16 protein-coding genes are annotated in these 17416 nt (G+C 65.0%); 3 read left to right on the top strand and 13 right to left on the bottom strand.

Going from position 1 to position 17416, the window contains the following annotated elements; translation table 11 throughout:
- Positions 1-59 precede the first annotated feature (59 nt).
- The 13 genes from ACVWYO_RS24175 to ACVWYO_RS24115 all read right to left on the bottom strand — a co-directional run bounded on the left by ACVWYO_RS24175 (position 60) and on the right by ACVWYO_RS24115 (position 14592).
- The gene (locus ACVWYO_RS24175) at positions 60-284 is read right to left on the bottom strand and encodes a hypothetical protein (protein WP_457349023.1); all 225 of its coding nucleotides are present in this window, start codon (positions 282-284) and stop codon (positions 60-62) included.
- The gene (gene tnpC, locus ACVWYO_RS24170; protein WP_457355587.1) at positions 284-1930 is read right to left on the bottom strand and encodes an IS66 family transposase; all 1647 of its coding nucleotides are present in this window, start codon (positions 1928-1930) and stop codon (positions 284-286) included. The genes ACVWYO_RS24175 and tnpC overlap by 1 nt, the downstream gene beginning before the upstream one ends.
- 49 nt (positions 1931-1979) lie before the next feature.
- Complete coding sequence (tnpB, locus tag ACVWYO_RS24165; RefSeq protein ID WP_457349022.1) at positions 1980-2321, bottom strand: IS66 family insertion sequence element accessory protein TnpB; 342 nt, start codon at positions 2319-2321, stop codon at positions 1980-1982.
- Positions 2318-2659: an IS66-like element accessory protein TnpA gene (gene tnpA / locus ACVWYO_RS24160; protein ID WP_457349021.1), complete on the bottom strand. Its 342-nt coding sequence runs from the start codon at positions 2657-2659 to the stop codon at positions 2318-2320. The genes tnpB and tnpA overlap by 4 nt, the downstream gene beginning before the upstream one ends.
- Before the next feature lie 386 nt (positions 2660-3045).
- Positions 3046-3858 carry a uroporphyrinogen-III C-methyltransferase gene (gene cobA / locus ACVWYO_RS24155; protein ID WP_457355546.1) on the bottom strand — a complete coding sequence of 271 codons (813 nt, stop codon included), beginning with the start codon at positions 3856-3858 and terminating at the stop codon, positions 3046-3048.
- Positions 3851-6433, bottom strand: a complete 2583-nt coding sequence (locus tag ACVWYO_RS24150; RefSeq protein WP_457355544.1) for a molybdopterin-dependent oxidoreductase — start codon at positions 6431-6433, stop codon at positions 3851-3853. Before ACVWYO_RS24150 ends, cobA begins: the two co-directional genes overlap by 8 nt.
- Complete coding sequence (nirD, locus tag ACVWYO_RS24145) at positions 6430-6774, bottom strand: nitrite reductase small subunit NirD (protein ID WP_457355542.1); 345 nt, start codon at positions 6772-6774, stop codon at positions 6430-6432. The genes ACVWYO_RS24150 and nirD overlap by 4 nt, the downstream gene beginning before the upstream one ends.
- Positions 6771-9239 carry a nitrite reductase large subunit NirB gene (nirB, locus tag ACVWYO_RS24140; protein ID WP_457355540.1) on the bottom strand — a complete coding sequence of 823 codons (2469 nt, stop codon included), beginning with the start codon at positions 9237-9239 and terminating at the stop codon, positions 6771-6773. The genes nirD and nirB overlap by 4 nt, the downstream gene beginning before the upstream one ends.
- The gene (locus tag ACVWYO_RS24135; RefSeq protein WP_457355538.1) at positions 9236-10453 is read right to left on the bottom strand and encodes an alginate export family protein; all 1218 of its coding nucleotides are present in this window, start codon (positions 10451-10453) and stop codon (positions 9236-9238) included. The genes nirB and ACVWYO_RS24135 overlap by 4 nt, the downstream gene beginning before the upstream one ends.
- Positions 10453-11736 (bottom strand): nitrate/nitrite transporter, encoded by a 1284-nt coding sequence (locus ACVWYO_RS24130; protein WP_457349043.1) that lies wholly within the window; start codon positions 11734-11736, stop codon positions 10453-10455. The genes ACVWYO_RS24135 and ACVWYO_RS24130 overlap by 1 nt, the downstream gene beginning before the upstream one ends.
- A 185-nt stretch (positions 11737-11921) precedes the next feature.
- Positions 11922-13136, bottom strand: a complete 1215-nt coding sequence (locus ACVWYO_RS24125) for a CmpA/NrtA family ABC transporter substrate-binding protein (protein WP_457355536.1) — start codon at positions 13134-13136, stop codon at positions 11922-11924.
- The gene (locus ACVWYO_RS24120; protein ID WP_457355534.1) at positions 13133-13711 is read right to left on the bottom strand and encodes an ANTAR domain-containing response regulator; all 579 of its coding nucleotides are present in this window, start codon (positions 13709-13711) and stop codon (positions 13133-13135) included. The genes ACVWYO_RS24125 and ACVWYO_RS24120 overlap by 4 nt, the downstream gene beginning before the upstream one ends.
- Before the next feature lie 296 nt (positions 13712-14007).
- Positions 14008-14592 carry a TetR/AcrR family transcriptional regulator gene (locus ACVWYO_RS24115; RefSeq protein WP_457355532.1) on the bottom strand — a complete coding sequence of 195 codons (585 nt, stop codon included), beginning with the start codon at positions 14590-14592 and terminating at the stop codon, positions 14008-14010.
- Positions 14593-14711: 119 nt separating this feature from the next.
- Here ACVWYO_RS24115 and ACVWYO_RS24110 point away from each other — a divergent pair, with 119 nt between their 5' ends.
- The 3 genes from ACVWYO_RS24110 to ACVWYO_RS24100 are packed head-to-tail and all read left to right on the top strand — an operon-like array spanning position 14712 to position 16659.
- A complete protein-coding gene (locus tag ACVWYO_RS24110) occupies positions 14712-15398 on the top strand; it encodes an SDR family NAD(P)-dependent oxidoreductase (RefSeq protein WP_457355530.1) in 687 nt (228 codons plus the stop codon).
- Positions 15399-15429: 31 nt separating this feature from the next.
- Positions 15430-16119, top strand: coding sequence for a glutathione S-transferase family protein (locus tag ACVWYO_RS24105; protein ID WP_457355528.1), 690 nt, complete (start codon positions 15430-15432; stop codon positions 16117-16119).
- Between the two features lie 12 nt (positions 16120-16131).
- The gene (locus tag ACVWYO_RS24100; RefSeq protein WP_457355526.1) at positions 16132-16659 is read left to right on the top strand and encodes a redoxin domain-containing protein; all 528 of its coding nucleotides are present in this window, start codon (positions 16132-16134) and stop codon (positions 16657-16659) included.
- The last annotated feature ends 757 nt before the right edge of the window (positions 16660-17416 follow it).

Raw genomic sequence — 17416 nt, 5'->3', positions numbered from 1 at the left:
GCGCCGGCATTCGCCGTTTCGCTGTATCCATCCGGCGAAGGCCGCGCAGCCAAGCTATCTTACATAAGCTGCGAGCGTCGTTCATCGAGCATTTCGTTGAGGCGATCGAGGCCCCAACGAGTGAACGCGGTGACGGACTCGGCTGTTTCGTCGAGGCTGTCGATGATGCTGAGGCAGCCGTCCTCGGGTGACATTTGTTCGGCCAGTTCCTCAATGAGATCGAGATCAACACAGAGTCGGAGTGCGGCGTAGCGACTGGTGAACACCATGGACGGGGCGGCCATCAGGCGGCTTTTGCGACCTGGTTCGAGGGTGACCAGTTCCAGGGAAGGAGTTCGTCGAGCCGGGCGGCGGGATGATCGGCGATACGGGCGAGGACGTCAGCAAGCCAGGCCTGCGGATCGACGTTGCTGAGCCGCGCGGTCTGGATGAGGGTGTAGAGGATCGCGGCACGCTGCCCGCCACGATCGGAACCGCAGAACAGCCACGCCTTGCGGCCGAGCGGGATGCAGCGAAGCGCACGCTCGGCAGCGTTGTTGGAGAGGCAGACCCGGCCATCGTCGAGGAACCGGGTGAACGCACCCCAGCGCCGCAGCATGTAGTTGATCGCCTTGGCGAGGTCGTGGTTGCGCGACAACGTCGCGTGTTGGGCGGTGAGCCAGGCCTGAAGCTCGTTCATTACCGGCGCGCTGCGCTGCTGCCGCGCGGCCAGGCGATCGGCGGGAGGCTTGCCGTTGATCTCACGCTCGATGTCGAACAGGGTATCGAGCCGTCGCACCGCCTCAAGCGCGATCGGGTAGATCATGCCGGCGTGTTCGCCGCGGCTCTTCTTGCGAGCGGCACCCGCGACATCGGCGAGCTCGAAGAACTTGCGCCGGGCGTGCGCGAAGCAACCAGCCTCGCGCACTGAACCGGGCAAGCGCCCGTCTCGATACAGCGCACCATAGCCACCATAAGCGTCGGCTTGCAGGATCCCGGACCAGGTCGCGAGATGCGCCTGGGGATGTTCGCCGCGTCGGTCGCGTGAGTAATGGAACAGTGCTGCCGGCGGATCGGCACCGGCGAACGGCCGATCATCGCGGACGTACACCCACAATCGACCGACATCGGTCTTGACCTTGGCCATGACCGGCACGGTCGTATCGTCGCCGTGCAGCCGCTCGGCGGCGAGGACATGCGCCTCGATCCGCTTGTAAAGCGGCGTGAGCGCAAAGGCGGCCGCGCCGACCTGATCGGCGAGCGTGGAGACGCTGAGCGGCACGCCTTCGCGGGCGAACCGTTCGGCCTGGCGGTTCAGCGGCTGGTGCTGCCCGTACTTCTCGAACAAGAGCATCGCGAGAAAGCTGGGTCCGGCCCACCCGCGCGGCACGACATGGAACGGTGCCGGCGGTTGGGTGATCTTCTCACAGTCCCGACAGGCGACCTTCTCGCGCACGGTCTGAATGACCTTCCACGCGCGCGGGATCACCTCGAGCGTCTCGGTCACATCTTCGCCGAGCTTCGACAGGCGCGTGCCACCGCAGGCCGCGCACGCGCACGGCGCTGCGATGACCACGCGCTCGCGCGGCAGATGGGAGGGGAATGGCTGGCGCGCCGGTCGCTTGCGCTCGAACGAGGCGACGCTGGTCGCCTTGGCGGCGGCGACTTCGGCGACGAGGCCGTCCGTGCCGGCGTCCGCTTCAAGGTCCTCGAGTTGCAGCTCCATCTGCTCGAGCAGACGGCGGCTGCGCTCGGCGCTTGGGCCGTACTGTTCACGCCTGAGCCTGGCGATCTGCAGCTTGAGGTGCGCGATCATCGCCTGGGTCGCGCTCTCGCGCGCCGCGGCGGTGGCAAGGCGCGCCTCGGCCTCGTCGGCGCGCTGGATCGTTGCAGCAAGCAGCGCCTTGAGCGCTGCGATATCATCCGGAAGAGGCGAAATGACGGCTTCCACGACGGAGAGTGAATCATCCTCCACGCCCTCATGCAAGCCGCAAAATGCGCTATCCCGCGCTCGCCGGGCGCCAGCTATGCTGCGGATTACGCCAGTCTATCCCGTCGAGCAGGCAGGCCAGCTGCGAGCGCGTCAAGGACACCACGCCATCCTTCGCCGAGGGCCAGATGAAGCGGCCGCGCTCGATCCGCTTGGAGTAGAGCGATGCGCCGATCCCGTCGTGCCAGATGATCTTCACCAACGATCCGGCACGGCCTCGGAACACGTACAGGTCGCCGCCATGCGGATCGCGGCCCAGACCTTGCTGCACGAGCAGCGCCAGACCCTGCATCCCCTTGCGCATATCGGTGTGGCCCATCGCGATCCACACCCGTGCATCCGACGGGATCATCGCATCGCCTTCAAGGCCGCCGCCGCCAGAGCCGGTGACGCTGAAGCAAAGATCTTCAGCCGCCCGCCATCGGGCAGATCGAAAACGGCAGCGACAACGGGCTCGCACACTTGCTGGGGTCGCTCATCCACCAGCACCGCCGGCACGAAGGCCGGGTCCGCCTGGCGCCGCATCACTTGCCGCCACTCGTAGATCTGGCTGCGGGCAACGTCATGGCGCCGCGCCACGTCGCAGACCCGCGCGCCCGACTGAAACGCCTCTGCGACAATCTGCTCGCGCTGCTCATCGCTCCAGCGACGGCGACGCTCCGGTCCCGCCAGTATCGTTACCTGCGCCATGATCGAAACCGACGTCCTTACGTGCGACTGTAAGGACGTCCTCTAGCTCCAGCCCACAATCAGCAAGGCGGCCTCCGCCGGATGGCTACGTTTCGCTGAACTGGTTTTTTCTAAAAACACCCTTTCTGCAACGTCGGAAATGGGCGGATTCCCAATCGTCCGCTCTGATGCCCGCGAATGACCGCTCCTGTCAGAAGCGGACGTCCTCATCGCTCCCCGGGAGCGACGGGAAGTGGTCGAGAGCCGCCGGCGCCTCTTGGGACTTTGCCGCCATTCGCTGCTTGCCCTGCGAACGGCAGCTTTAAACAACACCGGACATCAAAGCTGCATGGAACCCACGGCATGAAAATGACTCGCCGCGAGCCGGAAGGCGATGCAACCGTTCCTCACGGAATTGCGAGCATGCCGACGGCGAGAGTGCCGCTGCCAATCGCCACGGACGCAACGCAGTCAAGTTTCGGCCCGTGTTGGACACGCATTGCCTCTCCAACCAAGATCAACGATGGGCCAGCACCCGAGGCGCGATCGATCACCAGCGCCAGCAAATCGAGTCGGGTATAGACGAGACGTTCCGACGGAAGGCTGACATCGCTCGCGATCAGCACCGGGGTAACGGGTGCTAGGCCATTTGCGATAAGCTGGCTGGCAATATCAACCGCCGCGCCGCGCCCCATGTAAAAGGCGAGGGTCGCCGAGGGATCTGAAAGCGCCGCCCAGTCAAGATCCAGCGGCTCGCCAGCGCGCGCGTGGGCAGTTACGAAACGCAATTGACGCGCCGATCCGCGCTGAGTCAGCGACACGCCAGCACTGGCCGCTGCGGCGCTCGCCGCGGTGATGCCCGGGCAGATCCGCACGCGAAGGCCGTGGCGGGCAAGCGCGTCGATTTCCTCGGTCGAGCGGCCGAAAATCGAGGGATCACCGCCCTTCAGCCGCACCACCCGCTCCCCGGCGAGCGCAGCCTCGACCAACAGCGCGTCGATCACGCCCTGCGTCTTGGAATGGCGTCCCGAGCGCTTGCCGACCGAGACGCGCGTGACATGCGCGGGGATCAAATCGAGTACGCCAGGGCCAACCAACGCATCGTAGAAGACAATGCTGGCCGCGCCGATCAGCCGCTCGGCCTTGCGCGTGAGCAGATCGGGGTCGCCCGGCCCGGCGCCGACCAGCCAGACCTCGCCCGGTGCGATCAGCTCAGACATGGACACTCTCCTGGACGGGCAGCAGTTTGGCAATGGCGGGGCGGCACGAGCCGCAATTCGTACCGGCGTTGAGCGCGGCGCCGATCGCCTCCACTGTGACGAGCCGCTGGTCGGTGATCGCGGCTAACAGGGTATTGAGGCCGACGTCGAAGCAGACGCAAACGATCGCGCCGCGATCAGGGGCAGGAGTAGCCGAGCGCCCGGCAAGCACCTCGAACGACGAGGCTTCTTCCGTGCCGAGCTGCCCGATCAGCCAGTCACGCGGCGGCAGGCCGGCGCTGCGGGAGACGAACAACGCCGCCTGCAACTGCCCCTCTGCCAGTATTGCCGAGCGCACTACGCCGCGGCGTGCGTCGATCATCTCGGCGCGCTCGCCCTTGGGCATCAGCGCGGTCATCGCCGCGGGATCGCCTTCGCCAGCCAGTTCGACCAGCCAGCCATGCGCGGTGCGGATTCGTGTCCAATAGGCGCAATCCGGGATGCCCGGCCGCGCGCGCGCGACGAGGAAGCCGGTCCAATCGGGCTTGTATGATCCGGCGCGCGCGGGGGTGTTCTTGAAGCCGGGCTGGCCCGAGATCGGATCACGATCCTGCCCCGGCAACAGCCCCGCGCGGCCGCCCGCGCTAGTCTGGTCGCTCCAGTGGATCGGCACGAACAGGTCACGGCGGCGCTGGTCGGGGGTGACGGAAACGCGAAAAATGCTCGAACCGTGCGGGGTCTCGACCCGCGCGAGGCCGCCATCGACGAGGCCAAGGCGCTGTGCGGTGTCAGGATGAACCTCGACCAAAGGTTCGCGGCGGTGCTGCGACAGCTTGGGCGACAGGCCGGTTCGCGTCATCGTGTGCCACTGATCGCGGTAGCGGCCGGTGTTAAGCCGCAGCGGGTGGGCGCGGCTGGCGTCGTCGCGCGGCACGTGACGGACGGGAACGAGCCGCGCCTTGCCGTCAGGCGTCGGGAAGGCGCGATCGGCGAAAGGCGAGGCGCCGCCCCATTGGAATGGCTCCATCGACGCATAGGCGTCATCGGTAATCGTCGCGCGATCGGAGATATCGAGCAGGCGCATACCGGCATTCTCGAAGCCGGTCTGCGCGGCGAATTCGCGAAAGATGCTCGCGGCAGTCGGAAAGTCGAAGCCAGCAAAGCCCATGCGCCGCGCGACCTCGGCGATCTGCCGCCAGTCGGCGCGCGCTTCGCTCGGAGCGGGCAGGAACCCGCGCTGGCGCGACACGCGACGTTCGGAGTTGGTGACCGTGCCGTCCTTCTCGCCCCAGCCGAGCGCGGGCAGCTTCACCTGCGCAAGACGCAGCGTATCGGTCTCGGCGATGCAGTCGGACACTACGACGAATGGGCAGTTGGCGAGCGCAACGCGCGCCATCCGCGCATCGGGCATCGAGACGGCGGGGTTGGTCGCCATGATCCACACCGCCTTGATCTTGCCCCTGGCCATTGCGTCGAACATGTCGACCGCCTTGAGCCCCGGCCCCGGACAGATCCTCGGCGACTGCCAGAAGCGCTGCACGCAGTCACGCTCGGCATCCGAGAACCCCATATGCGCGGCGAGCGTCGAAGCGAGCCCGCCGACCTCGCGACCGCCCATTGCATTGGGCTGGCCGGTGATGCTGAACGGCCCCGCCCCGGGCTTAGCGATCCTGCCGGTGACAAGGTGGAGGTTGATGATCGCGTTCGCCTTATCGGTGCCGCTGGTCGACTGGTTCACGCCTTGGCTGAACAACGTGATCGTGCGCGGGTGATCCGCGAACAGATCGTAGAATGCCTGCAGGTCGGCGGACGCGATGTCGCAGACCCGCGCGACATCCGGGTTCGGCAAGGACTTCCAGAAGCCGTCTGGGACACTGACCCGCTCGGCCAGCGCCTCGCCGTCGAGCCGCCAGCTCGACCGCATATGCGCGAGCAGTCCGGTGAACAGTGCGACGTCGCTGTCGGGCGCGATCGCGAGATGGAGGTCGGCGCGCTCGGCGGTCTCGGTGCGGCGCGGGTCGATCACCACGAGTTTGGTGCCGCGCGCCGCCCGCGCCGCCTCGATCCGCTGCCAAATCACCGGATGGCACCAGGCGGTGTTCGATCCGACCAGCACGATCAGGTCGGCGGCATCGAGATCGTCATAGCTGCACGGCACGACATCCTCGCCGAACGCACGGACATGCGCCGCCACCGCGCTCGCCATGCACAGGCGCGAATTGGTGTCGATATTGGCGGTACCGATGAAGCCCTTCATCAGCTTGTTGGCGACGTAATAATCCTCGGTCAGCATCTGGCCAGAGGCGTAGAACGCGACGCTATCGGGGCCATATTCGGCGATCGTCGCCGCGAAGCGCTGCGCGACGTGGTCCATCGCATCGTCCCAGCTGGCCTCGCGGGTGCCGATCATCGGGTGGAGCAAGCGGCCTTCGAGGCCGATCGTCTCGCCGAGATGCGTGCCTTTGGAGCACAGCTTGCCGAAATTCGCCGGATGGGCCGGGTCGCCCGCGATCGTCGCAGTGCGTGCGCCGGTAGGCGTGGCGAGCACGCCGCAACCGACGCCGCAATAGGCGCAAGTGGTCTTGACCGTGGTCAAGCCACGCCTTCCAGCGCCGCCGCGCGGCCGATCAGGATGCGACCGCCATCGATCTTGACCGGGATCACCGGCACGCACCCCTTGTCTTCGCCCAGCGCCTCGCCCGTCACCAGCGAGATCCGCCAATTGTGCAGCGGGCACGTCACCGTCGTGTCGTGCACGATCCCCTGGCTGAGCGGTCCCTGCTTGTGCGGGCATTGGTTGGCGAGCGCGTAGACCTCGCCATTGGCGGTGTGGAAGATCACGATCTCGCGCCCACCCCGCACCGGCAACGTCCGCGCACCGAGCGCGGGAAGCTGGTCGACCGGACCGATGTCCAGCCATTCGCCGACCGCGCTCACGAGGCCACCAGCGAAGGCGTCGCGAGAGGGCGGATTTCGGCGAGGTGTTGGTGGAGCTTATAATCCTCCCCCGCCGCGCGCTTCGCCCACGGATCGTCCTGCATGAAGCGCTGCGAAAAATGGAAGCGTGCAGTCAGTGCCACGCGGCCTTCCGCATCCTCGACGATCCGCTGCTTGATATAGTCGAGCCCGACCCGCTCGACCCACGGCGCGGTGCGGTCCAGATAGCGTGCTTCCTCGCGATAGAGCTGAATGAACGCCGCGCAATGATCGAGCGCCTCCTGCTCGGTGGCGACCTTGCACAGAAAATCGGTGCCGCGCAGCTTGATCCCGCCATTGCCGCCGATCGACAGTTCGTACCCGCTGTCGACGCAGATCACGCCGAAATCCTTGATCGTCGCCTCGGCGCAATTGCGCGGGCAGCCCGACACCGCGATCTTGAATTTGTGTGGCATGAAGCTGCCCCAGGTCATCTGCTCGGTCTGGATGCCCAAGCCCGTCGAATCCTGCGTGCCGAAGCGACACCATTCCGAGCCGACGCACGTCTTCACCGTGCGCAGTGCCTTGGCATAGGCATGGCCGCTGACCATGCCGGCTGCATTGAGATCGGCCCATACCGCGGGCAGATCCTCCTTCTTGATCCCGAAAATGTCGAGCCGCTGGCCACCGGTCACCTTGACCATGCGTGCTTCGTACTTCTCCGCGACATCGGCGATCGCACGAAGTTCCTTGGGATTGGTGACGCCGCCCCACATCCGCGGCACGACCGAATAGGTGCCGTCCTTCTGGATGTTGGCGTGCATCCGCTCGTTGACGAAGCGCGACTGGTTGTCGTCGACGAACTCCCCCGGCCACGCGCACAGCAGATAATAATTGAGCGCTGGGCGGCACGACGAACAGCCGTCGGGCGTGGTCCAGTGCAGCGCCTGCATCACCTGCGGAATCGCCTTGAGATCCTTTTCGAGTATCAGCCGACGGACGTCCTCATGCGTGAAGCTGGTGCATTTGCACGCCGTCGGCGCACTGCGCTCGCCGTCGAACGCCTCGCCCAGCGTAATCGCGAGCAATCCCTCGACCAGCGGGGTGCACGACCCGCACGAGGCCGACGCCTTGGTGCAAGCGCGTACCGCGTCGAGCGTGCACGCGCCGCCTGCGATGGCGCCGACCACCCTGCCCTTGTTGACGCCGTTGCAGCCGCAGATCTCGGCGTCGTCCGCCAAGGCCTCGACTGCCGCATTAGGGTTTGCCGATGCCACTCCTCCGGCCGCAAACGCCTGGCCGAAGATCAGCGCATCGCGGATTTCGGTGACGTCCTGCTGCTTCTTGAGCAGGTCAAAATACCAGTTTCCGTCCTGTGTATCGCCGTAAAGGACCGCGCCGATGACGCGGTCATCCTTGACCACGACGCGCTTGTAGATGCCGCGCGCCGCATCACGCATGACGATGTCCTCGCAGCCTTCGCCGCCCGAGAAATCGCCTGCGGAGAAGACGTCGATCCCCGAGACCTTCAGCTTGGTCGAGGTGAACGATCCGGTGTAACCCGAGGGCGTCGCGACGAGGCCGTCGGCAAGGCTGCGGCACATGTCCCACAGCGGCGCGACGAGGCCATAGACCAGGCCGTTATGCTCGACGCATTCGCCGACCGCGAGAATGTTCGCGTCCGACGTCACGAGATGGTCGTCGACATGGATACCGCGACCGATTGCCAAGCCAGCGGCGCGCGCGAGCTTGACGTTGGGGCGGATGCCGACCGCCATCACCACCAGCGACGCCGGGATTTCGTGCCCGCTCTTTAGGCGGACGCCCTCGACCTTGCCCTGACCGTAGATTTCGGCAGTGTCGGCGCCGGTCAGGATCGTCTGGCCGCGCGCCTCGAGCGCTTCCTTGAGCAACCAGCCCGCCGCCTCGTCGAGTTGACGCTCCATCAGCGTCGGCATGATGTGGAGCACGGTCACTTTCATGCCGCGCAGCGAAAGGCCATGCGCCGCCTCGAGCCCGAGCAGCCCACCGCCGATCACCACCGCGTCCCCGCCGGCGTCGGCCGCGCGCAGCATCGCGCCGACATCGTCCATGTCGCGGAAGGTCACGACCCCCTGCAAATCGTGGCCTGGCACCGGGATGATGAAAGGGTCCGAGCCCGTCGCGAGGATCAGCTTGTCATAATTCTCGACGCGGCCCGAGCGCGCCGTAACGGTCTGGATCTTGCGGTCGATCGCAACGACGGGGTCGCTCGCCACCAGTTCGATCGCATTGTCGGCATACCAAGCGAGATCGTTGATCACGATGTCGTCGAACGCCTTGTCGCCGGCGAGCAGCGGCGAGAGCATGATGCGGTTGTAGTTCACATGCGGTTCGGCGCCGAAGATCGTGATGCGATAACGGTCCGCATCGCGCGCGAGGATTTCCTCGACTGCGCGGCAGCCGGCCATGCCGTTGCCGATGACGATGAGATGTGGCTTGGTCATGAGAGAGCCCAATCGAGCGAGAGCCAGATTTTCTTGGTGTCGGTGGCGAATCCGTCGGCGCGGTAATCGGCATATTTGAGCGCCGCGGTGTATTGGCCCTTCTTTACGCTCGCCTGAGCATCGATTTCGTGGCCATAATGTTGGCCGAGCCGATCACTGTCGAAACGATGATACGTCCCGACGAGGCCGATCGCGTCTAGCCCGGCCACCTTCTTCCAGCCGTAGCCGACCGAGCCATAGGCATCGCGCAAACCATTGGGCGGGGTGACGAGGAACTTGTCGGCCCAGCCGTTAAACTTATGAAGTGTAGCGAGCGGGGTCTGGAAGCTGGTGACCGCGACACCCTGGTCCGCGCCGAGCACTTCATACCCGCCGGTCAGCATCAGCGCCTTCGCGGCGATGCCGATCTCGCCGGCATAATAGTCGGCGTGATAGCGGTTGGGGTTGCGGTGATAGTCGCTCTGCGACGCGAAGGTCCCAAGGTAGCTCAGTCTGAGCGTCTTGCTGAGCGGATAGGCCCCGGCGAAGCGTCCGCCATAGCTCTGGCTGGAATTGACGAACACCTGCCGCTGGTCCTGGTCGACCAGATAGGCGAAGCCCGTCAGCGTGCCGAAACTGGTCTTGTAAGCGAGATTGGCGAAGACATTGTCGCCGCCGATCTCGCCCAACCGCGCCGGACCGAAGCGATTGCCGCCGTCGATCCCCCAGATCGTGCGGACATTGTTCGCATAGGTGACGTCGGCCTTGAGGTTCTTGATCGCCGACCATTCGACGCGCACAGCATCGAAGGTCTGCTCATTGTCGCGCCACGCGACCGCGCCGACGAAGCGCTGGTCGTCGAGGTTGATCGCCTGCCGCCCGACGGTGACGACCGTCTGCTTGAGCCCGCGATATTGCAGCTGCAGCCGGTTGAGTTCGATATTCTGCGGATCGGAGACGATCGGGTAAGCCGTCTTGCCGTTGACCCCGCTATTGTACGCCGGGTTGATCGCGAGCGTCGCCTCGGATTCGGCGAGGAAGCTGAAATCGCTGAGCTTCGCTTCGAACCCGCTGCGGAGCCTGAGCGTGACGGCGTCGGCGTCCTTCGCAAGCGGCGCCTGCTCGACATGTTCGTAGCGCAGCCGCGCATCGATCAACGGGGTGAAGGTGAGCGGGTCGGCTAGGGCCGGTGTGGCCACCAGCCCTCCCAGCGCTAGGAGCGACAGCGCGCGCATCAGATCCGCGCTCCGTTCGCCGCGGTCCAGCTGCCGCGCCAGTGGCGCTTGACCTTGAGAATCCCGAGCAAGGCGACGACCGCGAGCCCGGCGAAGATCAGGAAGCCGGGCGAAGTGCTGCCGGTCCATTGCCTGGCGAAGCCGAGCGAGGAGGCAAGGTAGAAGCCGCCGATCCCACCGCCGAAGCCGACCAGGCCCGTCATCACGCCGATCTCGCTGCGGAAGCGCTGCGGCACGAGCTGGAACACCGCGCCGTTGCCGAAGCCGAGCGTCGCCATCACCAGCAGGAACAGGCCGAGCGAGACGACCAGCGAGGCAGGCGCGGTGCTGATCGCCACCAGGACGAGCGCCGCCAGCAGATAGACCGCAGTCAGCGTGCTGATCCCGCCGACCCTGTCCGCCACCGCGCCGCCGATCGGCCGCACCAGCGACCCGGCGAAGACGCACGCCGCGGTGCAATAGCCCGCCGTCACCGGGGTCAGCGCGAAGCGGTCGGTGAAATAGACCGGAAGGCTGGCGGCCAGCCCGACGAACCCGCCGAAGGTCACGCCGTAGAACAGCATGAACCACCAAGTGTCGGCTTCCCTGAGCACCGACAGATAGGCGGCGAACGGCTTGGGTGCGGGCTGGCTCGGCGAATCCTTCGCCATCGCCATGTAGAGCGCGAACACGATCGCCAGCGGGATCACCGCGAGCCCCAGCACCGCGTTCCACCCGAACGCCTTGGCGAGCATCGGCGCGAACAGCGAGGCGAGCACGGTGCCCGAATTGCCCATGCCGGCGATCCCCATCGCCTTGCCCTGATGCTCGGCCGGATACCAACGCGACGCGAGCGGCAGCGCGACCGCGAAGCTCGCGCCCGCAAAACCGAGCACGACGCCGAGCGCGAGCGTGCCCGCAAAGCTGTTGACCCCGAACAGCCAGCCGATCGACAGACCGGCGATGACGACGATCTGACCGATCGCGCCGGTCTTCTTTGGCCCGATCTTGTCGACCAGCAGACCGTTGACGAGCCGCAGCACCGCGCCGGCAAGCGTCGGCACGGCGACCATCAGCCCCTTCTCGGCCGGCGACAGCGCCAGCTCCTTCGCGATGATCGGCGCCAGCGGCCCGAGCAGCACCCACACCATGAAGGCGAGATCGAAATAGAGGAAGGCGGCGATCAGCGTCGGGCGATGCCCGCTCTGCCAGAATCCCTTTGCGCCCGCTGCGCTCGGCTTCGCCTTGGGTCGCGCGCTGGTCCCCACCAGCCCCGCGTCGAACTCTGTCTGCAGCTGCGTCATCGTCCCGATTCCCCTCGAGCAAACGCAAAAAAGCCGCCGCGGCGCTCGATCATTAGAGACGCGACGGCGACTTTGCCAAATTGTTGGTGATGCCGAAGACGCTACTCCGTTGCAGCGACTCGACGATGCCCTAAAACTGCCGCGATTCGCGCCGCAACGCAACAATTTTTCTGCGGGGCGGCCGATTATACTTCGAATCCGCCCAGATAACCCGTGAGGTCGGCAGGATCGAAGCTGCGCGCATCGAAGAATCGGTCCGCGCCGAGGATCAAGCGCCCCTGCGTGGTGCCAACGCCGAGCGACCCGGCGATCCCGCCCTCAAGCTTCGAGCTCGCCCCCGGAAGCGGCACGCCGAGCGGTCGCAGCGCGGCGCGGTAGACGTCGGGCCGGAAGACGCGTTGCGCTGCTTCATAATCGGCCGGGTTCGGGGTCGCCTGGCCAGCGATGCCCATTTGCGCATAGAGCCAGGCCGCCTGGCTGACCCACGGAAAATTGGCCGCCTCGCGATGCTGAAACATGAAATCGGGTACCTCGATCGGCTCGGCGCCCTGCGCAAAGACGATGCGGTCCGAAATGGCGTGGCCGATCAGCGTGGCCGATCCGTCGAGATAGTCGGGGCTGGCCAGGATCGTGGCAATCTCCTCTCGCCGCGCCGGATCCACGAAAGCGACGCCCGCACGATACAGCGCGCGCAGCAGGCGATGCGTGAGGTCGGGATCCTCGTCCATCCGCGCGGTGCGCATCGCCAGCACCTTCTCGACGCCGCGCAGCCAGATTTGCGAGGTCACCGCGACAATTACCCCGACGCCGCGATCGACCGCAACGCTGTTCCACGGCTCGCCGACGCAGATCCCTTCAATCTCGCCTGCGGCGAGCGCGTCGGCGGCGAAAGGCGGCGCGACGGTGACGATCGCGACATCCCGATCGGGATCGATCCCGCAGCCGATCAGCCAGTATCGCAGCATGTAATTGTGGCTCGAATAGCGATGCACCACGCCGAAGCGCAGCGGGTTGCCCGCATCGCGCGCCGCGCGCGCCACTTCGGCCAGCTGCGCGCCGATCGCCGCAATGTCCCCCGGGGCGCCGACCGTCGTGACCTGCGCCGCGAGATCGGGCCGCAGCGTGATAGCATTGCCGTTGAGCCCGAGCACGAACGGCACCGACAGTGGCGTCGCCGGTCGCCCGAGCCCCAGGGTCGTCGCGATCGCCAGCGGCGCGAGCAGATGCGCGGCATCGCTATGGCCATAGAGCAACCGGTCGTTGACCGTCGCCCAGCTCATGTCGCGCACCAAATCGAGCGCAATCCCCTCGGCCTCGGCGAAGCCCAGTTCGCGCGCGAGGATCGGCAAGGCGGCGTCGACCAGCGGCAGGAAGCCGATGCGGAACGGCGTGGTCGTCATAGGTCCCCCATCAGCCGGTTCGCAGTGACGATCGCATCGGCGACGTCGCCGATCCGCCGCCCGCTATCCATCGCCGCCTTGCGCAGCGCGGCGTACGCTGCGGGCTCGTCGATCCCGCGCTTCTTCATCAGCAGCGCCTTGGCCTCGTCGATCGCCTTGCGCTCGGCAAGCGCGCTGCGCGCTTCGTCGAGTTCAGTCCGCAACCGCGAGTAAGCGCGAAAGCGGCGGATCGCGAGTTCGAGGATGGGGCGGATCCGCTCCTTTTTGAGCCCGTCCACGACATAGGCCGAGACGCCCGCATCAATCGCTGCCTCGATCCCGGCGACGTCGCTCTGGTCGACGAACATCGCGACAGGCCGCGCCATAGCTTTAGATAGGGCGAACAGTTCTTCGAGCTCGTCGCGGTGCGGATTGGCGAGGTTGATCAACACTACATCCGGCGACAACGCCTCTAGCCACACGGCGATACCGCGACGATCGATAAAGACCGTGACGTCGCTCAGGCCCGCATCGCGCAGGCCTTCCTCGATCACGGCCGCGCGCGCAGCACTTTCATCGACAATCGCAATTCTCAAATGCGTATCCCTCGTGACACCCTTAGACCGATGGCCTGGGAGACCAAAGCTGATTGAGCGGAAGCTCCGTTAGTATCGAGAGCCCGCTGATGACGACAGCTTCTTGGACCGCAAATACGTTATGGGAGCGGCGATACTGGGGGCAATGCCGACCGGCCGCTCCGCGCCGCCTGATCGGCAGCTTCCGTCAGCAGCGGACGTTCACCAAAGGTGATTTGAATGACCGGCTCTGGTCGAGAGCGGTCTATCAGGCTTGGATCTACGCGAAGTGGAACAGCTGACGCTTCGTCACTATGTTACTCATCTCCCGGCCAGGCAGTGAGAGCGACCGCGACGATATCGCCGAGCCGAGCTTGGTCACCAATTGCGCGGTGCATGACACCTAGGCTTTGGACGACCGCGCAATAGAAGCGCGCCAGCCAGCGCGGCTCTGCCTCTCCAGTGAGCTGACCATTTTCTTGAGCGCGGATGAACGCCGTTTCGAACGCGGCTTCCATCGCGCGGACGCCCGCTTCGATCTGCGCGTCGGTCGGTGCGCCACCGCCGCCATTGACGCAGGTGTTGGTAATCAGGCAGCCTCGCGGCCGCCCCGGCAAGTCCATCCGGGCGGCGATTTCGTAGAGCATCCGCGACAGGCCGGCGAACACATTGGCGTCTGCGAGATGACCCAGCGGCGGGGCACCTTCCGTCTCGGCATAATGCGCCAGCACAGCGCGGAACAACGACGCCTTGTCGCCGAACGCATTGTAGAGACTACCACGACCGAGCCCGGTGGCGGCCTCAAGGTCTTGAATCGACGTCGCCTCGAAGCCGTCGCGCCAGAATAGCCGTGCGGCGCGGTCGAGCACATCTTCTCTGTCGAACTGCCTCACGCCTGTCATGCCGGTTCCTTATCACGATGAGACGACAGTGAACATGCTTGACCGATCGTTACAGAATGAGCCACTAAGGGTCGTGCCGCCCGTTCCGGTCGTGGGAGAGGTTTATGCCGCTTGAGGAGATGAAGACGGCTCTCATCGTCGGCGCGGGAGAAGGCCTAAGCGCCTCACTGACGCGCAAGCTGGCTGGCGCGGGGCTGCAGGTCGCGCTCGCTGCGCGCGATACCGGTAAACTCTCCGGCTTGACGAGCGAAACCGGCGCAAAGTCATTTACCTGCGACGCGTCCGATGCGGCTGACGTTGCGCGCCTGTTCGAAGAAGTCGGCTCCTCGATTGGTGTGCCCGAACTGGTGATCTACAACGCGAGCGGTCGCGTACGTGGCCCGCTGTTCGAGCTCGACCCGGCAGCGGTCGAACGCGCGCTAGCCGTCACCGCCTTCGGCGGCTTTCTGGTTGGGCAGCAGGCGGCACGGGCAATGGTCGAGCGCGGGTCGGGCGTGATCCTGTTCACCGGTGCCTCGGCGAGTGTGAAGGGTTATGCCCAGTCAGCGCCGTTTGCGATGGGCAAATTCGCGCTGCGCGGTCTGGCGAAAAGCATGGCACGCGAGCTTGGACCGCGCGGCGTACATGTCGCGCATATCGTCATCGACGGCGCGATCCGCAGCGCGTCCAACCCCGATCCTGCCGACAAGCCCGGTAGCCATCTCGAACCGGACGCAATCGCGGACACCTATCTACACGTTGCCGGCCAGTCGCGCAGCGCATGGACGCACAAGCTCGAGGTGCGGCCGTGGACCGAGAAATTCTGACAACCCGAACCCACATTATAGGAGCGCAACCATGATCAAATTCTATTACCACCCCTCGCCCAATCCGGCGAAGGTTGCGCTCTTCCTCGAGGAAGCGGGGCTAGATTACGAGATCGTGCCGATCGACACGCGGAAAGGCGATCAATTCGATCCTGCCTTCCTCGCGATCAACCCAAACGGCAAGACGCCGGCAATGACCGACGGCGACGCGAGCCTGTTCGATTCGACCGCGATCCTGCTCTATCTGGCGGACAAGACCGGCAAGTTCCTCGTCGACAAGACACCGGCGGACAAAGCGCAGATGCTGTCGTGGCTGATGCTGATCGCCACCGGTATCGGCCCTTATGGCGGTCAAGCGGTCCATTTTAAGCACTTCGCCCCCGAGCCTAAGGACTATGCAGTCAACCGCTATATGTACGAGGCGGAGCGCCATTGGGGCCTGATCGAGGCGCAGCTCGGCAAGGGCCGCTATATGGTCGGTGACACCTATTCGATCGTCGACATGTCGGTCTGGGGCTGGGCGCGGGCAATCCCTTTCATCTTTGGTGAAGGAGCGTGGGACCGCTATCCCAACGTCAAGCGCCTTGTCGACGAGATCAGCGCTCGTCCCGCCGCCGAACGCGCCGCCGCGCTCGCCTCCAAATATGCATTCAAACAAGAGATGGATGAAGAGTCGCGCAAGGTCATGTTCCCGCAAAACGCCCGCCTTGCTGACGCTTGAGGAAACACGATCATGTCCGAAAAACTGACTGCCGCCTCACCTTTTCCTGCCTTGTCCTGGGACGCGCTCGGGGGAGGCCGAATCGACCCCATGGCTGATGGGGGATGGCGTCTCCTGATCGTGTATCGGGGTAAGCATTGTCCAATTTGCCGCCAATATCTGAAAACGCTGAACGGCATGCTTGGTGACTTCGCAGACGCCGGCATCAAGGTCTATGCGACATCTGCTGATCCACGTGAGAAGGCGGAAGCCGAAGCGACGGAGGAAGGTTGGTCGTTCCCGGTCGGCTACAACCTTCAGCCAGACCAGATGCGCACGCTCGGCCTTTACGTGTCCAGCCCACGTTCGCCGGAGGAAACCGACCGGGCGTTCTCCGAGCCGGGAATGTTCGGAATCAATCCTGCGGGCGAGGCGCATCTGATCGACATCTCCAACGCGGCGTTTGCCCGTCCGGATTTGCAGATGGTGCTGAACGGGCTCAAATTCGTAATGGACAACGGCTTCCCAACGCGTGGTACCGCCTTAGCGGGCCTGAAATGAATATAATGGGGAAACGCATCCCCTCAAAGGGTCGAGGCAGACCGCATGACAGGCGCTAAAGGAATGACTGCTTCTGTACGAGTAGGCCTTTAACAGGCAGTGGTGGTGGAACCGGGTTTGGTCGGCAGGCGTCAAAGGGCCTCCGCTTCTCAGTCGGGCAAACGTTCTTCAGATGGCCAATCTGGCCGATGGAGAATGGCCATGGAGATGTATGTGGCCGCCATTGCTCGCTTGAACGGTATGGCTACCGACGATGCAGGGGTGGATCTGAGACTCAAGGTCGCGCTGTCGGTCGCTGCAACGTGTTCTTGTGTCGAACACGGCCGGGGCCTGCGGCGCTTACTCTCGCAAAATGCGTGGCGATAGCGGCACGGTGATTGCCCAGAGGATGGCAGCGGGGCGTCTTTTAATCTAGCAATTAAGATATGATACCGGAGATCACCAATGCCGTCCTCAACCGCGCCGTTCAGACGTTGCGCATGGTCAGCGCGGGGCGCGACTATTGGCAAAGGGGGATGGTCACTCGATTGGAGTTGGATCAAGGGGCCGGTATAATCCGGGCCACAGTGAACGGAACGTCGCGAACGCCGTATAAGGTCGAAATGCAGTTCGGATCAGGAACCGCAATCGCAACCACATGCAGTTGCCCAGTCGGAATGGGCTGCAAACATGCGGCGGCCGCGATGTTCGCCGCAAAGCAGAGCCTCAAAGGCACGACAGCTGACACGCCGCCGAGTCGTGCAGCGACCCACCTCCC

This window comes from Sphingomonas sp. UYP23, assembly GCF_054059235.1.
Note: the sequence above shows the minus strand (reverse complement) of the source record. Positions and strands in the feature narration are given on the sequence as shown.

What these genes read in the sequence shown, in the direction of transcription:
- ACVWYO_RS24125 (WP_457355536.1), bottom strand. Translation starts at nt 13,136, where the DNA reads ATGACGACCACGCCGTTCCGCATCGGCTTCCTGCCGCTGGTCGACGCC.
- tnpA (WP_457349021.1), bottom strand. Translation starts at nt 2,659, where the DNA reads ATGGCGCAGGTAACGATACTGGCGGGACCGGAGCGTCGCCGTCGCTGG.
- ACVWYO_RS24100 (WP_457355526.1), top strand. Translation starts at nt 16,132, where the DNA reads ATGTCCGAAAAACTGACTGCCGCCTCACCTTTTCCTGCCTTGTCCTGG.
- ACVWYO_RS24110 (WP_457355530.1), top strand. Translation starts at nt 14,712, where the DNA reads ATGAAGACGGCTCTCATCGTCGGCGCGGGAGAAGGCCTAAGCGCCTCA.
- cobA (WP_457355546.1), bottom strand. Translation starts at nt 3,858, where the DNA reads ATGTCTGAGCTGATCGCACCGGGCGAGGTCTGGCTGGTCGGCGCCGGG.
- ACVWYO_RS24135 (WP_457355538.1), bottom strand. Translation starts at nt 10,453, where the DNA reads ATGCGCGCGCTGTCGCTCCTAGCGCTGGGAGGGCTGGTGGCCACACCG.
- tnpB (WP_457349022.1), bottom strand. Translation starts at nt 2,321, where the DNA reads ATGATCCCGTCGGATGCACGGGTGTGGATCGCGATGGGCCACACCGAT.
- ACVWYO_RS24130 (WP_457349043.1), bottom strand. Translation starts at nt 11,736, where the DNA reads ATGACGCAGCTGCAGACAGAGTTCGACGCGGGGCTGGTGGGGACCAGC.
- nirB (WP_457355540.1), bottom strand. Translation starts at nt 9,239, where the DNA reads ATGACCAAGCCACATCTCATCGTCATCGGCAACGGCATGGCCGGCTGC.
- ACVWYO_RS24115 (WP_457355532.1), bottom strand. Translation starts at nt 14,592, where the DNA reads ATGACAGGCGTGAGGCAGTTCGACAGAGAAGATGTGCTCGACCGCGCC.
- ACVWYO_RS24175 (WP_457349023.1), bottom strand. Translation starts at nt 284, where the DNA reads ATGGCCGCCCCGTCCATGGTGTTCACCAGTCGCTACGCCGCACTCCGA.
- ACVWYO_RS24105 (WP_457355528.1), top strand. Translation starts at nt 15,430, where the DNA reads ATGATCAAATTCTATTACCACCCCTCGCCCAATCCGGCGAAGGTTGCG.